The organism is Ralstonia nicotianae (assembly GCF_018243235.1).
GTDB lineage: Bacteria > Pseudomonadota > Gammaproteobacteria > Burkholderiales > Burkholderiaceae > Ralstonia > Ralstonia nicotianae.
Map to the genome: position 1 here is coordinate 1,189,629 of NZ_CP046675.1, position 14,366 is coordinate 1,203,994.

At 69.9% G+C, this 14,366-nt stretch carries 14 protein-coding genes; 12 read left to right on the top strand and 2 right to left on the bottom strand.

Annotated features, from left to right (window positions below; translation table 11 throughout):
* The first annotated feature begins 485 nt into the window (after positions 1–485).
* The 5 genes from GO999_RS21265 to GO999_RS24870 all read left to right on the top strand — a co-directional run bounded on the left by GO999_RS21265 (position 486) and on the right by GO999_RS24870 (position 4,940).
* Complete coding sequence (locus tag GO999_RS21265) at positions 486–1,628, top strand: helix-turn-helix transcriptional regulator (protein ID WP_081326709.1); 1,143 nt, start codon at positions 486–488, stop codon at positions 1,626–1,628.
* Positions 1,629–1,947: 319 nt separating this feature from the next.
* Complete coding sequence (locus GO999_RS21270) at positions 1,948–2,841, top strand: LysR family transcriptional regulator (protein ID WP_011004719.1); 894 nt, start codon at positions 1,948–1,950, stop codon at positions 2,839–2,841.
* 189 nt (positions 2,842–3,030) lie between these two features.
* A complete protein-coding gene (locus tag GO999_RS21275) occupies positions 3,031–3,357 on the top strand; it encodes a carboxymuconolactone decarboxylase family protein (protein ID WP_011004720.1) in 327 nt (108 codons plus the stop codon).
* A 60-nt stretch (positions 3,358–3,417) separates the two neighbouring features.
* A complete protein-coding gene (locus GO999_RS21280; protein WP_211906831.1) occupies positions 3,418–4,422 on the top strand; it encodes an aldo/keto reductase in 1,005 nt (334 codons plus the stop codon).
* A gap of 140 nt (positions 4,423–4,562) precedes the next feature.
* Positions 4,563–4,940: a hypothetical protein gene (locus GO999_RS24870; protein WP_249215081.1), complete on the top strand. Its 378-nt coding sequence runs from the start codon at positions 4,563–4,565 to the stop codon at positions 4,938–4,940.
* A 524-nt stretch (positions 4,941–5,464) separates the two neighbouring features.
* Here GO999_RS24870 and GO999_RS21290 read toward each other — a convergent pair.
* The gene (locus GO999_RS21290) at positions 5,465–6,574 is read right to left on the bottom strand and encodes an NEL domain-containing protein (protein WP_211906832.1); all 1,110 of its coding nucleotides are present in this window, start codon (positions 6,572–6,574) and stop codon (positions 5,465–5,467) included.
* Positions 6,575–7,269: 695 nt separating this feature from the next.
* Here GO999_RS21290 and GO999_RS21295 point away from each other — a divergent pair.
* Together GO999_RS21295 and GO999_RS21300 are read left to right on the top strand one after the other, a co-directional pair.
* Positions 7,270–7,695 carry a DUF1801 domain-containing protein gene (locus GO999_RS21295; protein ID WP_019719889.1) on the top strand — a complete coding sequence of 142 codons (426 nt, stop codon included), beginning with the start codon at positions 7,270–7,272 and terminating at the stop codon, positions 7,693–7,695.
* On the top strand, positions 7,695–8,213 hold the full coding sequence (locus GO999_RS21300; protein ID WP_019719888.1) for a hypothetical protein: 519 nt from the start codon (positions 7,695–7,697) through the stop codon (positions 8,211–8,213). The genes GO999_RS21295 and GO999_RS21300 overlap by 1 nt, the downstream gene beginning before the upstream one ends.
* Before the next feature lie 277 nt (positions 8,214–8,490).
* Here the strand turns inward: GO999_RS21300 and GO999_RS21305 are convergent, their stop codons facing one another.
* Entirely contained in the window at positions 8,491–9,381 is an 891-nt protein-coding gene (locus tag GO999_RS21305) for a LysR family transcriptional regulator (protein WP_211906833.1), read from the bottom strand.
* A 99-nt stretch (positions 9,382–9,480) separates the two neighbouring features.
* Here GO999_RS21305 and GO999_RS21310 point away from each other — a divergent pair, with 99 nt between their 5' ends.
* The 5 genes from GO999_RS21310 (at position 9,481) to GO999_RS21330 (ending at position 14,327) form a co-directional block, all read left to right on the top strand.
* Complete coding sequence (locus tag GO999_RS21310; protein WP_016726382.1) at positions 9,481–9,894, top strand: nuclear transport factor 2 family protein; 414 nt, start codon at positions 9,481–9,483, stop codon at positions 9,892–9,894.
* Positions 9,895–10,183: 289 nt separating this feature from the next.
* A complete protein-coding gene (locus tag GO999_RS21315; RefSeq protein ID WP_011004728.1) occupies positions 10,184–10,924 on the top strand; it encodes a DUF3348 domain-containing protein in 741 nt (246 codons plus the stop codon).
* Positions 10,925–10,934: 10 nt separating this feature from the next.
* Positions 10,935–13,031: a DUF802 domain-containing protein gene (locus GO999_RS21320; RefSeq protein WP_211906834.1), complete on the top strand. Its 2,097-nt coding sequence runs from the start codon at positions 10,935–10,937 to the stop codon at positions 13,029–13,031.
* Positions 13,028–13,675, top strand: coding sequence for an OmpA family protein (locus GO999_RS21325; RefSeq protein WP_019719883.1), 648 nt, complete (start codon positions 13,028–13,030; stop codon positions 13,673–13,675). The genes GO999_RS21320 and GO999_RS21325 overlap by 4 nt, the downstream gene beginning before the upstream one ends.
* Complete coding sequence (locus GO999_RS21330) at positions 13,668–14,327, top strand: DUF2894 domain-containing protein (protein WP_019719882.1); 660 nt, start codon at positions 13,668–13,670, stop codon at positions 14,325–14,327. The genes GO999_RS21325 and GO999_RS21330 overlap by 8 nt, the downstream gene beginning before the upstream one ends.
* Positions 14,328–14,366: the final 39 nt, after the last annotated feature.

Here is a 14,366-nt window from a genome sequence, read left to right on the forward strand (position 1 = left end):
ACTGCCCATTCATTGTCACTTGGCAATGGATTGGCTGCGAGATTGTCCCCACGAACCGGCACCGGTGCCCAGGAATAAAAGAGCCGATCGCCCCATCCTTCCCCCTCTCCCCGCCCCATCCTCCGTATTAGGGCTTTCCCGCTAGCGGCAACCACCGTCACGGGCGCATCATTGCCGAGCGCAGACATCGTTCCCGGCCGCCCCAAACAGCAGAACGACGGCACCGCGCCCGCACCGGGGCGCCGGCCGCACACCACCCGATCCGCCCGCGCCCCCCGCGGCGAGCATCGGGCCCGCCACTGGTGCCCACGAGGCACCGGTTTGGAACGCCCGACGGCAGCGCATCCGCAGACAAGAAAACGACGGGAAACCGGGTTCGCCGCCCGCCATCACGGACCGCGGCCGCCCGCCCACCCGATGGGAGACCGGCCTGGAAGTTGCCCGGCGGATGCCGCGCAGCGCGCCATGGCCACGAGAGGTCGCAGATGGAAACCACGTACTCGAACGACCCGCTGCTGCTCAACCTGTACCGCTGCTGCACGGCCCCCGGCGGATGGCAGGCGGTGCTCGACCGGCTGTGCGACGAGGTCGGCGCGCACTCCGCCGTCATGCAGGCCATTGCTTTCGCGGATGACCACCAGGGCCGCACGTACTGGTGCGCGCACGATTCCCGGACCGACGTGAATGCCTACCGGGCGCTGATCTCCGACGCCAACAACCCGCGCATGGACCGCCGGCGCGGCTTGCCGGTCATCGGCCGGTTCGTCGGCGACGAACAGCTGTTCACCAGCCGCGAAGACCTCCGCCAGCAGCAGCGGCTGCAGCGGCAGCTGGCCGACCTGGGCTTGGGGCGCTTTCTCGGCGCGCTGCTGCCGATCGGCGGCGACCGCTTCATGGCGATGGTGCTCCACCGCCCGGCCGGCAACGACACCGCCTTCGGCGAGGCCGACCAGCAGCGGCTTGCCGGCCTGCTGCCCCACTTCGGCCAGGCCGCCGAGCTCAGCCTGTCCGTGCACGGCGAGCGCAAGCTCGAGCAGATCCTCAGCGCCTGCCTGGACCGCTGGCAATGCGGCCTGGTCGTCTGCGATGCCGACGGCCGGGTGCAATGGATGAACCGTCCGGCGCAGGACCGCATCGCGCACCACGGTGCGCTGCACCTGCGCGACGGCCTGCTGCACGCCCACGGCGACAAGGCGGCCCGGTTGCGGCACGCGCTGATGCCGCGCAGCATCGCCCACGGCCGGGCGACCTTCCTCACGCTCGATCACGCCGCCCACCGGCTGCACCTGGCCGTGCAGCCGCTGACGCGCGTCGACGGCATCGCCGATGCCGGCGGCGCGCTCGTCATGATCAGCGACGGCAACCTCGCCGGCGAAATCCCGGCCGCGGCGCTCGCCGCGCTGTTCGACCTGACCGAGGCCGAATCCCGGCTGGCCAGCGCGCTGGTGCAGGGCGACACGCTGGAGCAGTATGCACAGCGCCGCGGCGTGTCGATCGGCACGGTGCGCTATCAGCTCAAGCAGGTGCTCTCGAAGACCGGCACCAACCGGCAATCCGAGCTGATGCGCAAGGTGCTGTGCTCGGCCGCGGCGCATGCGGCGGGCTTCCAGTCGGCCAGCATGCACTGAGGGCGACCGCGCGACCGCTGCCCTGCGCGCCTTTCAAAGACGGCCCGGACCACCGGACTGGCGGAACACGCCTCGTGCCGCCTCGCACGGAAAGCCGGGCGCGCGAGCCTTGATGCCGCCCGCGCCCAGGCGCAAGCGCCCTCGTCCATGGCGGCGGGACGCGGTACGGACAAGGCCATGCGTTTCATTGCGGCCCCCTCCCGCAAGACAATCGGCGACGCATACGCACGGCACATCGCCGACCGGCCCGAATCCGTCCGGTGCGCGGCCAAGCGGCCGGATGCTACGATCCCGATGAACTTGTGAACGGGATTCAGCAATGGCACGCGAGAACTACCACGACCTCCTGGCCTTCCTCGCCGTGGCGCGCGAGCGCAGCTTCACCCGGGCGGCGGCGCAGCTCGGCGTGTCGCCCTCGGCGCTGAGCCACACCGTGCGTGCGCTGGAGACGCGGCTCGGCATCCGGCTGCTGACCCGCACCACGCGCAGCGTCTCGCCCACCGAGGCCGGCGAGCGGCTGCTGCAATCCATCGCCCCGCGCTTCGAAGAGATCGATGCAGAACTCGCGGCCATCGGCGAACTGCGCGACACCCCCTCGGGCACGGTCCGCATCACCACCACCGACTACGCCATCCGCACCTTGCTGTGGCCCAAGCTGTCGAAGGTCCTGCACGACTATCCGGACGTGAAGGTCGAATTCGTGACCGACTACGGGCTGACCGACATCGTGGCCGAGCGCTACGACATCGGCGTGCGCCTGGGCGACACGCTGGCCAAGGACATGATCGCCGCGCGCATCGCGCCGGACCTGCGCATGGTCATCGTCGGCGCGCCCGCTTACCTGAAGCGGCACCCCGCCCCCAAGACCCCGCAGGACCTCACCGCGCACCGCTGCATCAACCTGCGCCTGCCGACCCGCGGCGGCGTGTACGCGTGGGAGCTCAAGAAGGGCCAGCGCGAGATCCAGGTGCGCGTGGACGGACAGCTCACCTTCAACGGCGTCTACGAGATCCTCGACGCGGCGCTGTCCGGCTACGGGCTGGCCTACATGCCCGAAGACCTGGCCCAGCCGCACGTGGCGGCGGGCCGCCTCAAGTGGGTGCTGGAAGACTGGTTCCCGACCTTCCCCGGCTATCACGTCTACTACCCGAGCCGCCGGCAGTCGTCGCGCGCGCTCACGCTGGTGATCGACGCGCTGCGCGACCGGACCTGAAGGGCGCGTGCCGCCGCCGGCACGCGGCACGCCTCGGCGGCATTGTTGAATCCGCCTCATAGCCGCATGCAGCGGATCGGCCTTTATCGGTGGCCGGCCGGTCCTTACCATGCAGGGCATATCCCGTTCCGCGGCTGGCATGCGCGCCGGCCGCGCAGGGTGTCGTGTCGCCTTCAACCGGAGTTGCCCATGTCCGCCCCATCGACCGTCGCGCGCGACGCGTTCGGCCACATCGCGCCCGCGCTGGCCGACTACACCGACAACGTCCTCTTTGGCGATGTCTGGCAGCGGCCGGGACTGTCCCCCCGCGACCGCAGCCTCATCACCGTGGCCAGCCTGATCGCGCTGTATCGCACCAACGAACTGCCCTTCCATCTCAAGAAGGCGCTGGACAACGGCCTGCGCCGCGATGAGCTGATCGAGGCCATCACCCACCTCGCCTTCTACTCGGGCTGGCCGACGGCCAGCACGGCGCTGCCGATCGCGCAGCGCGTCTTCGAGGCCGCGGGCGTCTGAACAGCGCGCGCGGCGTTCCCACGCTTGCATGGCGGGCGCATGCCCGCACGGAGCCAATCCATGGAGTATCGGTATCTGGGCCGCAGCGCCCTCAAGGTGTCGCCCCTGTGCCTGGGCGCGATGATGTTCGGCGGCGAGACCGACGAGACCACCGCCACGCGCATCATCGGCAAGGCGTTCGACCAGGGCATCAACTTCATCGACACCGCGGACGTCTACCACGCCGGCCGCTCGGAAGCGATCGTCGGCCGCGCCATCGCCGCGCGGCGCGACAGCTGGGTCGTCGCCACCAAGTTCGGCTTCCCGAGCGCGCAGGGGCCGAACGAGCAGGGCCAGTCCCGCAAGTGGATCATGCAGTCGGTCGAGGCCAGCCTGAAGCGGCTGGGCACCGACTACATCGACATCCTCTACTTCCATCGCGCCATCCCCGACCTGCCGCTGGAAGAAGGCGTGCGCGCCGTCGGCGACCTGATCCGCCAGGGCAAGGTGCGCTACTTCGGCGTGTCCAACTTCCGCGGCTGGCGCATCGCCGAAGTCGCGCGGCTGGCGGACCAGCTCGGCATCGACCGCCCGGTGGCCAGCGAGCCGCTCTACAACCTCGTCGACCGCTCGGCCGAGGTCGAGCAGCTGCCGGCCGCCGCGCACTACGGGCTGGGCGTGGTGTCGTACAGCCCGCTGGCGCGCGGCGTGCTGACGGGCAAGTACACCGTCGATGCGCCCCCGCCCGCCGACAGCCGGGCCGGGCGCGGCGACAAGCGCATCCAGCAGACCGAATGGCGGCCCGAATCGCTGCGGATCGCGCAGCAGATCGCCGCCCATGCCGCCGCGCGCGGCACCACGCCGATCGCGTTCGCGCTGGCCTGGGTGCTCAACAACCAGTGGGTCAGTTCGACCATCGCGGGCCCGCGCACCGAGGCGCACTGGGACCACTATGCCGAAGCGCTGAACCTGCGGCTCGGCCCCGACGACGAGCAGTTCGTCGACCGCCTCGTGCCGCCGGGCCATGCCTCCACGCCGGGCTATACCGATCCGGGCTATCCCGTGGAAGGACGCAAGGCGCGCTGACCCCGCGCGGGCACGCCATCCCCATCCACTTCCGGCATGGCGGCCACGATCCGGCATGGCTCCGGCCAACGAAGCGTTCGGGCGGCACGCGCGGGGGCGGGATCGGTTTGTGATCGATCTGGCGCATGAGGACACGACGCGTGCCGGCCATCCGCATCTGCCCGGTTGACGCCATGAACCGGTTTCGCCGCCGGCGCAATGGCTTCGCCGCCCCTGGCGATGCGGCGCCCCAGCCCCCCGGCATCATCACCCATCCTCAAATCAATCATCCATCTCACATGCCGAAGATCTCGCCCCCTGCTGCATCGTCTTCCCGACTCACCGTGGCCGAGGAAGACACCTCGCCGCGCCCCAGCAACATCGCTCGCTCGCGGACCATCAACGACATCGACACGCAGGGTCCCAAGAAGAACGAGACATTGCGCGCAGCGCTGCCCCGCCGGCCGGCGCAAGTCGATCCCGACGTACAACAGGCAGCGGAAACGCTGTTCGCAATCAGCCGCGGCACCAAGGGCTGATCCGTCTCCTGCCATACGTGCCCGTTCCAATGCGCGACGGGGCGGCCGGAAAGCCCGGCTGACAGCCCACGCGCGAACGGGCACGCATGCCGCGCCCTCTGCCCGAAAGACGAGTCGAGCCCGGACCTTCCGGCTCGCCTCGGAAGGACCACGGCATCCCCAGCACAGCCCACCTGCGACAGGATCGGATGCGTCGAAATGGGCACCACCCGATACCGCCGCGTCTCGCGGAATGTCCGCTCCGCAACATCGTATTCAGCCGCAAAGCCGAGGCCGCCGTGGCGCTGCTGGCACGCATTGGCGGCCTCCGAAGCGTCCGCCGCGGGCAGCTGGGCCCATGTTGGCCTTCGCCCCGCACGGCTTGTGCGCGCCCGGCGACGCAGCCATGCCGCAGGTGCCGCGCGCGCCTGTCCCGGCTGGGTCTTCCGTGAGCCGGGCGTCCCATGGAATGCGCACCGGATTGCCGGCCCCCTCGGCGTGACGCCAGCGCACCGGTGCCCGATCGAACACCGATGCGCCCCCGGCTATCCGCCGCGCGCGGCGACGATTTCCTGTTGCGTGAGCCGCATCAACCGTTCGTGCCGGTCTGGCGTGCCGATGCCATCGGACGAGAACGCCGGATCGTCGGGATGCTCCTGCTCCAGGTAAGTCAGCCAATCGGGATCGCGCAGCAGGTGTGCGTACGCCTTGGCCTCGGTTCTCGGCGTCCGCTTTTCCACGACGAGCCTGCGCGTCAGGTCTTCCGACAGCAGCACGGTGGCGTTTTGCTGCAAGTGCCGGAACGCGTGGCCCGTCCCGATGCCCGGCATCGCGCGCGCCCTGGCCAGCGCTTCGGTGCGGGAGCCGAAGGACACCGTGTTCACCTCCGGCGGCACCGCCATCGCAGCGCCCTCCGGCCGCTGCTCCATGACAGCCTGCAGCGCGGACGCCCACAGCAGCGTATTGGCAGTGAATTCGACCGGATGCTGCCGCTCCATGAACTGGCGCCAGGCCGGGCTCCTGCACAGGTTCCGCTGCAGTTTCGCCTCGCTATCGCAATGCTTTGCGATGTAGGCCCTTGCCTGAGCCTCGACCCCCTGATTGACACTGGTCATGTTGTCGAACGTCATGGCGGGGGTCCGGATCGGCAGGATATCGGACAGGCGTATCCGCAACGCAAGGACGTTCTCCAGAGACTCTGCGAACAACGGAAACCGCTCCGACACGAAATCGTCGACCAGTGACCAGGGCACGCAGCGCTTGTGGTAGTTCAGCACCTGCTCCAGGCTGGCGTTGCCATGGTAGGTCGGATCCCTGGCCGCCAACCGCAGGTTGCCGAAAATGACCTCGGCGTTGTCATAGCAGTCGGCATCGGCACCGCCCGCGACATCGAAGCAGAACGCGCGATAGGCATCGTTGTGCGCGGCGAGCTTCAGTACGGCGCCCAGCTCCTGCACCGAGTCGGCACGATGCGGCTCCTTCTCGAACGACTCGCACGCGTCCAGCTTGGCAAGCAGGGACATGAACGGTCCGCTGCCTTCCTGGTCCCGCAAAGCCCGCAGGGCTTCGACCGTCTCCGGTTGCAGCTCGCACGCCTGCGCCCAGACCGCTAAGGGCTCGCGCGGCGATGACGGTGTGGGCGCACCGATGTTCACGTGCCTCGTCGGACGAAACCGGCGTGGCAAAGACCTCCCGCCCTCGTGGCCGTGCGCCGTCTCTCCGGCGCCCCTGCGGCGCGAGAAGCCGACCAGCCCCGCCAGCACCGCCGCGGGGCTTCTGCGCGCCGGGCGCGCACCCGGAGACGGTGGAGACATCGCGGGAGGCTGACCGTCGGAGGTGGACGGATCGTGGCTGGACTGGGCAACGTTGATGCTCCGGACAAGGAAAACCATATCGAGCGGGGTGGGTGGGAAAGCGCTGCTTTATAGTCCCCCCTCGCGCCGCCCACCTGCCGGACCTCGAAATCAGCGAGGCGAATGCGAAGCCGGGCGTCCGTGCTTCGCGACGCCGTCACGCCACCCCGCCAACGCATCTCGCACGCACGGCGCATGGGTGTGCCGGCCGCGCAAACCCTTCCGCATCCGCGCCGATCGCGGCGCCATCCGGGCACCGCTGGCCACAGCGATCGGATCGTAGACGGATTGCCCGTCGCCGCGCCGGTGCTGTGTCTGCAGGTCGCCCTGGATGGCCGCCATGCCGTTCTCGCGCCCGAGCCCCGAATCCTTGCCGCCGCGGGATGGTGTAGTGTGTCGCGGATGCCTCGGCCATGTCCGCAAAGACGGCAGCCGAGGCCGACACGAATCCGGGTCCAACGCCCCGAGCGCGGGGCGCCAAGCGAGAGGCAGACGACATGGAACAGCATCCGTCGGCAAGCGCCGAATCCGAATCCGCATCCGAGTGGATCGACGCGAAGATCCGGGCACTCGGCGACTGGCGCGGCGAGACGCTCGCGCGGCTTCGCGCCTTGATCCGGGAAGCCGACCCCGAAGTGGTCGAGGAATGGAAGTGGCGAGGCACGCCGGTCTGGTCGCACCACGGCCTGATCTGCACCGGCGAGACATACAAGCACGTGGTGAAGATGACCTTCGCCAAGGGCGCCTCCCTGGCCGACCCTTCGGACCTCTTCAATGCCAGCCTCGAAGGCAACACCCGCCGCGCCATCGACTTTCACGAAGGCGACGCGCCGGACGAAGACGCGCTCAAGGCGCTCATTCGGGCCGCTGTCGCGTTCAACCAGGCCTCGCGCCGCAAGCACGCCACCGGAGACGGTCGCTGATGTCTCCCGAAGACCTCCGCGACGGCCTGCGACTGCACCCGCATTCCCGCGTCGGCGCGCATCACCGTTCGCGCAAGGCGAGACGGATGGCGACGAGCCTGTCGATCGTATCGCTGCTGGGCTCGTTGACGTCCGCATCCGCCGCCATGGCGCAAAGCGTTGCGGGCTACTACGAAACCCGGCCGGATGCCGGCAGCGCCCGCAATCGGATGTGCATCGCGAGCGGCCCCGGAAACACATTGGCCGTGGACATCGAGAGCGCCTACTGTCCGGGGCCTTCCCCTGAGTGCTACAACGCGCATCTTGGCAGCATCCAATTCAATGCCCGCCTTGCCGGACACGCGATGCGCTACGACGACGGGCACGGCTGCAGGGTCGACATCACGTTCCGCCGGTCCGGCGCGCGCGTTCTGCAAGCGGCGCATTGCAGAGGCGCGCAGGACTACAACGACCTTGAAGCGAGCGGCGTATACCGGCGGGTCAAACCCGAGGTTGACGACCGGGACTGTGCGCCCTGAACGTTCGGAGAAAGCGCATCCTTCGGCGTAGGCCGCCACGGTTGGCGCCTTGCAATGGCCGACCGGGTGGCCGCGTCATCTGCGTCAGCCGCCTGCCGGTGGCCGAAGCGGCCACGCTTTCGAAAGCCCTCGGGCAATGATCCGCGGCACGGCGATCATGGGTCGATGCCGATCCCGCCCGCCCGGCACCGGGGCCAGGTCAGCGCGCATCGCGCGGAAGACGTCGGGTGGGCGGCGTGTCCGCGAAGCCGGGGCGCTCGCTGAAAGTCGGCGACGGCTACCGCGCCTCCCGATGCGCCATCGCACCCAGCAGTTGCTGGACAACCGGCCGCGTCCGCCCACGGGCACGGGCCGGCTCGAACACCCACATCTCGTACAATGGCAGCGCCTCGCGCAGGCGCAGCGGCGTGATCCGCTTGCGCACCTCCCCGATCAGTGCCGGATGCGGAACCACCGCAAGCAGGTCCGTGCCCGCCACCAGGTTCAGCAGGCTGGCGTAGTCCGGGCAACTCACGGCCACCCGTGGCGGCTGCATGTTGCGGACCGCGTGGGCCTCCGTCAGCACGTCCACCGGCCCGCGGACACTCGGCCCGACCACGGCCCATGCCGCCCCCTGAAGCTCGGCAAGCGTCCGCGCTCCGGCACAGGGATGCGTCCGCCGGGCGTAGACCAGGGGCGCGATCCGATAGAGGCTTTGCCCGACCACCCCGCTCGGCAGCGGCCCGCGCGGCTTCGGCGCGATGACGACGTCGAAGCTGCGCATCTGCAGGCCGGCAAGCAGGCTGTCCTCGTCGGCGCTGGTCAATTGCAGGAACCGGCGCGGATGCCCCGTGCACCAGCCGTCGTACAGGATCGGCCCGCAGGTGAGCGCGGCCGAGGGTGTCACGCCCACCTGCAGCACCTCCCGATCGCGCCGAGGCGGGCCCGACGCGGCGAGGGCATCGACGTGCTCCGCCAGCGAAGCGGCCTCCGCGGCGACGCGCATGGCCAGGCCGGTCGGGACAGCTCGCCGCCCCGAGCGCACCAGCAACGGCGAGGCGAACTGCCGCTGCAGTTGCCGCATCCCGTGGCTGATCGCCGGCTGAGACACCCCGGCCGCCCGCGCCGCCGCGGCAAAGGAGCCGTGCTCGATGACCAGCCGCAGGTAGTGCAGATAGCGCAGATACATAAGCAACTCTGATGGGTGGATTTCCATTGTCGCTTGTCGCCGCAGGCTGCGTCGGGAAAGATGCGCCGTGAACCGTCCAACCAGTCCAGTGAGGTTTCCATGACACAGCTGCACATCGACACGGTGCGCGCCTATCTGCGCCACCTGCACGCTGGCGACACGGCGGGCCTGATCTCCACGTTCGAGGACGATGGCATCGTCCACTCGCCGTTCCTCGGCACCATGGCTGCACGCGACTTTTTCGGCAAGCTCGTGCAAGCTTCCAGCGGCAGCGTCATCACGCCGATCGACGTGTTCGCGTCGGTTGAGCCGGCGACGGATGTCGTTCGCGTGGCCGCGTACTTCCGCTATGACTGGACGCTGAACGATGGGCGGCAGGTGGACTTCACCTGCGTCGATGTCTTCAGCTTCCGGCACGACAGCGCGCGCATCCGCGAGATGCACATCGTCTACGACACCCACCCCTTGCGCGAGCGCGTCGGCGACAAGTACGCCCCGGACCCGGCTCCGTGATCCCGGAAACCGGGCCGCAGACCCGCGCCGGGATTCGCGGCACCACGCACGTAAGCGCCCGCTTCGGGGCGCGCGGCAGCCGCGCCTGTGCTTCGCGGGCGTGATCGTTCCCGCAGCGACCGGCCCGCTGCCCTGCGGCCGGCGGATCGCAAGCACCCGGGCTGGAAACGGCGGGCCGGGCCAATCGAGCCCCACCCCCGCACGGTGCCCGCCGCCACCCCGGAATTCGAAAGGAAACGGCCCGCCCCCCGTCGGCGTGTAAACTGCTGCCTTTTTTGAGTCTTGTGGTATGGCGCAAGCTCCACGACGTACGGCGCTCAGCGGCCCGACGCTGGTCCGCCTGCTCGCCCGCCTGGCGCAGATCGACGTTCCCGAATCCGGACAATCGCTGTCGGACCGGCTGAGCCGCTGGCTCGGCTGGACCGACGCCATCGCCCTGTCCACGGCGCTGAACCAGAGCCCACCGGCCATTGCGCTCGATGCGCCATCCGCCGGCAAGGATGCCGAAAGCCTGTGCGCCCGCGTGCGCACCGCCTTGGCACAGGCCATTGCCGGTACCGGCGAGGCCCACGGCAGGCGGGGCGCGCCTGCGCAGGTGCCCTCCCGGGGCGCCTCGATGGACGCGACGGCCGACTACGCGGATTTCCGGCAGCGCTACCTGGCGCTGCAGCAGACGATGCAGATGGAGATCGCCGACCTGCGGGCCCGCCTGCGGCGCATGCTGTCCGCCCAGACGCCCGGCATGGCGCGGCTCGCGGTGCTCGATGCCAGCATGGAGCAAGCGCTCGACGCGCACGAGCGGAACCTGCTGGCTTGCGTGCCCACGTTGCTGGGCACGCACTTCGAGCGCCTGCGCGACACCGAGCGGCAGCGGCTGGCCGATGCGCACGCGCCGCAGAACGCCGCGTCGGCGCCTCCGGGCGCGTGGGTGGACGTGTTCCGCAGGGACATGCAGAGCGTGCTGCTCGCTGAACTCGATATTCGTTTTCAACCGGTCGAAGGGCTGCTCGCGGCACTTCGTACCCGCTAAACAGGACGCCATGTCCAGACCTCATCTTCCTTTCGCTGTCTTCTTCGCCGGCCTGGCCGCCCTGTGCTGGATCGCCGTGGGCTACGCCGGCTCAAACCCGCTGGCACTGGCCGTCACATTGCTGATCGGCGCCGGATACCTGACCGGTGCGATCGAACTGCACCGCTACCGGCAAGCCACGGCCACCCTTGCACGCGCCGTGACCCACCTGTCGGCGCCGCCGCCCGAGCTGGGCGCCTGGCTCGACCCGTTGCACCCCGATCTGCGCAGCGCGGTGCGCCTGCGCATCGAGGGCGAGCGCGTGGCCCTGCCCGGGCCTGCCCTGACGCCGTACCTGGTCGGCCTGCTGGTGCTGCTCGGGATGCTGGGCACCCTGCTCGGCATGGTGGTGACCTTCAAGGGCACCGGCGCGGCGCTGGAAAGCGCAGCGGATCTGCAGGCGATCCGCGCCTCGCTGGCCGCGCCGATCCAGGGCCTGGGCTTTTCCTTCGGCACCTCGATTGCGGGCGTGTCCACCTCCGCCATGCTGGGCCTGCTCTCCGCCCTGTGCCGGCGCGAGCGGCTCCAGGCGGCCCAGGCGCTCGACGCGCAGATCGCGACGACGCTGCGCCGCCACTCGCACGCCCATCAGCGCGAGGAAACCCTCGCGCTGCTGCGGCGGCAGGCCGAAGCGATGCCCCTCCTGGTCGACCGGCTGCAAGCGATGATGACAACCCTGGAGCAGCAAAGCCAGGCATCGGCCGAGCGGCAGATCGCCAGCCAGCAAGCCTTCCTCGGCCAGACCGAGGCTGCCTACGCCCGCCTCGCCTCGTCCGTGGGGCAATCGCTGCAAGATAGCGCCGCCGAAAGCGCGCGCACCGCCGGCGCAGCGCTGCAGCCGGTCGTGGAGGCCACGTTGGCGGGCCTCGCGCGCGAGGCGGCGTCGGTGCAAGAGACGGTCAAGCATGCGGTCCGGCAGCAGCTGGACAGCCTGTCCACCGGCTTCGACACGACGGCCGCCAACGTGGCCGACATCTGGAGCCGGGCACTGGCAGCGCATCGGCAATCGAACGAGGCGCTCGCCGAGCAATGGCGTACCTCGCTGGACCAGCTGACCGCGGCCTTCGACCAGCGCTCGGCCAGCCTGCTGGAAGGCATCTCTGCCCGCCTGGAAACCACGGCGGGCAGCGTGTCGCAAGCGTGGACCGAGGCACTGTCGCGGCAAGACCAGACCCATGAGACGCTGACCGGCCAGCATCGGCGCGCCCTGGAGGCCGCCACGGCAACGTTCGAGCAGCACGCGGCCACGCTGCAGCGCACGCTGCACCAGTCGCACGAAGACCTGCGGGCCGGACTGGCCTCGCAAGACCAGCAGCGGCTGGCCGCCTGGACCGACACCCTCGGTTCGATAGCCGCGACGCTGCGCCAAGAATGGGAGCAGGCCGGCGCGCACACCGCGAGCCATCAGCAGGCCATCTGCGAAACGCTGGCCCGCACCGCGCACGACATCTCGGCCCGGACACAAGCGCACGCGAGCGACACGATCGCCGAGATCTCCAGGCTCGTGCAGGCCGCCTCGGAGGCCCCCAAGGCGGCGGCCGAAGTCATCGGCGAGCTGCGCCAGAAGCTCGCCGACAGCATGGTCCGCGACACCGAGATGCTGGACGAGCGCAGCCGCCTGCTGGCAACCCTGGAGACCCTCCTCGATGCCGTGAACCACGCGTCCACCGAGCAGCGGTCCGCCGTCGACGGGCTGATCTCGACCTCGGCGGATCTGCTCGATCGCGTCGGCACCCGGTTCGCGGACAAGGTGGAGGCCGAAGGCGGGCGGCTGGGCACCGCTGCCGCGCAGGTCACCGGCAGCGCGGTCGAGGTGGCCAGCCTGGGCGAAGCATTCGGCGCGGCCGTGCAGCTGTTCGGCGAATCGAACGGCCAGTTGGTCGCGCACCTGCAGCGCCTCGAAGCGGCGCTGGACAAATCCCTTGCGCGCAGCGATGAGCAGCTCGCCTACTACGTGGCGCAGGCCAGGGAAGTCATCGATCTGAGCGTGCTGTCGCAGAAGCAGATTCTCGAAGACATGCAGCGCCTTGCCGACCAGCGCGCGCCCATCGGAGCCGAGGCGGCATGAGGGAGGACATCGACGGCGGCGTGGAGGCGGCCGCGCCGATCTGGGCCGCGTTCGGCGACCTGATGTCGGTGCTGCTCGGCGCCTTCGTGCTGATCCTGGTCAGCGTCATCGCCGTCCAGCTGGAGCTCTCGTCCCGGCTCGAGAACGAGGTCAAGCAGCGGCAGATGGAGGCGCAGCGCCGCAAGACGCTGGAACAGGCGCTGGCGGGTCCGCTGGCGGCCGGACGCGTGACGCTCGTCAACGGCCGCATCGGCATCAGCGGCAGCGTGCTGTTCGCGCTGAATTCCGATCAGCTGCAGCCCGAAGGCCTGGAGCTGTTGAAGAGCCTGGCGGGGCCGCTGTCGGCCTACCTCAGATCCCGCGACGAAATCCTGATGGTGAGCGGCTTTGCCGACGACCAGCAGGTGCATGCCGGCAACCGTCGCTTTGCCGACAACTGGGAACTGTCGGCAAAGCGCGCGCTGACGGTGACGCGCGCGCTGATCGACGCGGGCATCCCCGGCGCATCGGTCTTCGCGGCCGCGTTCGGCTCCGAGCAGCCCGTCAGCTCGAACGCCGACGACGCAGGGCGGGCGAAAAACCGGCGCGTGGAAATCGCCCCGGTCCCGAGGCCGTCGACGGGCGCCGGAGACCGCCATGGATAGCGCCGGGACGCACGCCCGCGCCATGCTCGACGCCTGGCGCGCGCGCGGCGCCGATCGCCTGGACCCGGTCCGCTTCCATGTCATCGCAGCGCTGGACCGGCGCGCGGCGGGCCACAGCGGCGAGGCACGGCGCATCCTGGACGCCCGGCTGTCCGGGCTCCTCGAGGACTACGCCGAGCGCGAACGCATGGCGCGCGACGCCGGCCAGACCGGCGGCCCGGCCTCGTCAGCCCAGCCCGCGCGCGGCGCGCTTGCCGACCTGCTCGATCACATCGCCAGCCGCGCGCCGGCCAGGAACGACAGCCGCCATGCCGCCCGTACCGCGCATGCCGCGGGCAGCTTCGGCGCCGATCCGGAGCTGAAGACGCTCGACTACTTCCGGGAAACCTGGTCCACGGTCAGCACCGAACGGCAGTTGCGCCAAGCGCTCGACCAGGTACCGAGAAACGCCGGCCCGCTCAATTCGAGCAGCCTCGTGCATCGATCGCTCCTGCTGATGCAAGAACTGTCGCCGGCGTATCTGAGGCAATTCCTGTCGTACGTGGATGCCTTGTCGTGGATGGAGCAGATGAGCGGCAACGCCGCCCCGGCCGGTCCCGATGCACCTCGCGCGGCAAGTGCCAAGAAGGGTGTACGCAACCGACCCCGTTAGCGCTGGGGTATGCAAGCTCGCCACGTCGGCACATGGATC

What these genes read in the sequence shown, in the direction of transcription:
- GO999_RS21280 (WP_211906831.1), top strand. Translation starts at nt 3,418, where the DNA reads ATGGAGTATCGGTATCTGGGCCGCAGCGCCCTCAAGGTGTCGCCCCTG.
- GO999_RS21315 (WP_011004728.1), top strand. Translation starts at nt 10,184, where the DNA reads ATGGCGCAAGCTCCACGACGTACGGCGCTCAGCGGCCCGACGCTGGTC.
- GO999_RS21330 (WP_019719882.1), top strand. Translation starts at nt 13,668, where the DNA reads ATGGATAGCGCCGGGACGCACGCCCGCGCCATGCTCGACGCCTGGCGC.
- GO999_RS21270 (WP_011004719.1), top strand. Translation starts at nt 1,948, where the DNA reads ATGGCACGCGAGAACTACCACGACCTCCTGGCCTTCCTCGCCGTGGCG.
- GO999_RS21305 (WP_211906833.1), bottom strand. Translation starts at nt 9,381, where the DNA reads ATGTATCTGCGCTATCTGCACTACCTGCGGCTGGTCATCGAGCACGGC.
- GO999_RS21275 (WP_011004720.1), top strand. Translation starts at nt 3,031, where the DNA reads ATGTCCGCCCCATCGACCGTCGCGCGCGACGCGTTCGGCCACATCGCG.
- GO999_RS21265 (WP_081326709.1), top strand. Translation starts at nt 486, where the DNA reads ATGGAAACCACGTACTCGAACGACCCGCTGCTGCTCAACCTGTACCGC.
- GO999_RS21295 (WP_019719889.1), top strand. Translation starts at nt 7,270, where the DNA reads ATGGAACAGCATCCGTCGGCAAGCGCCGAATCCGAATCCGCATCCGAG.
- GO999_RS21300 (WP_019719888.1), top strand. Translation starts at nt 7,695, where the DNA reads ATGTCTCCCGAAGACCTCCGCGACGGCCTGCGACTGCACCCGCATTCC.
- GO999_RS21325 (WP_019719883.1), top strand. Translation starts at nt 13,028, where the DNA reads ATGAGGGAGGACATCGACGGCGGCGTGGAGGCGGCCGCGCCGATCTGG.
- GO999_RS21320 (WP_211906834.1), top strand. Translation starts at nt 10,935, where the DNA reads ATGTCCAGACCTCATCTTCCTTTCGCTGTCTTCTTCGCCGGCCTGGCC.
- GO999_RS21310 (WP_016726382.1), top strand. Translation starts at nt 9,481, where the DNA reads ATGACACAGCTGCACATCGACACGGTGCGCGCCTATCTGCGCCACCTG.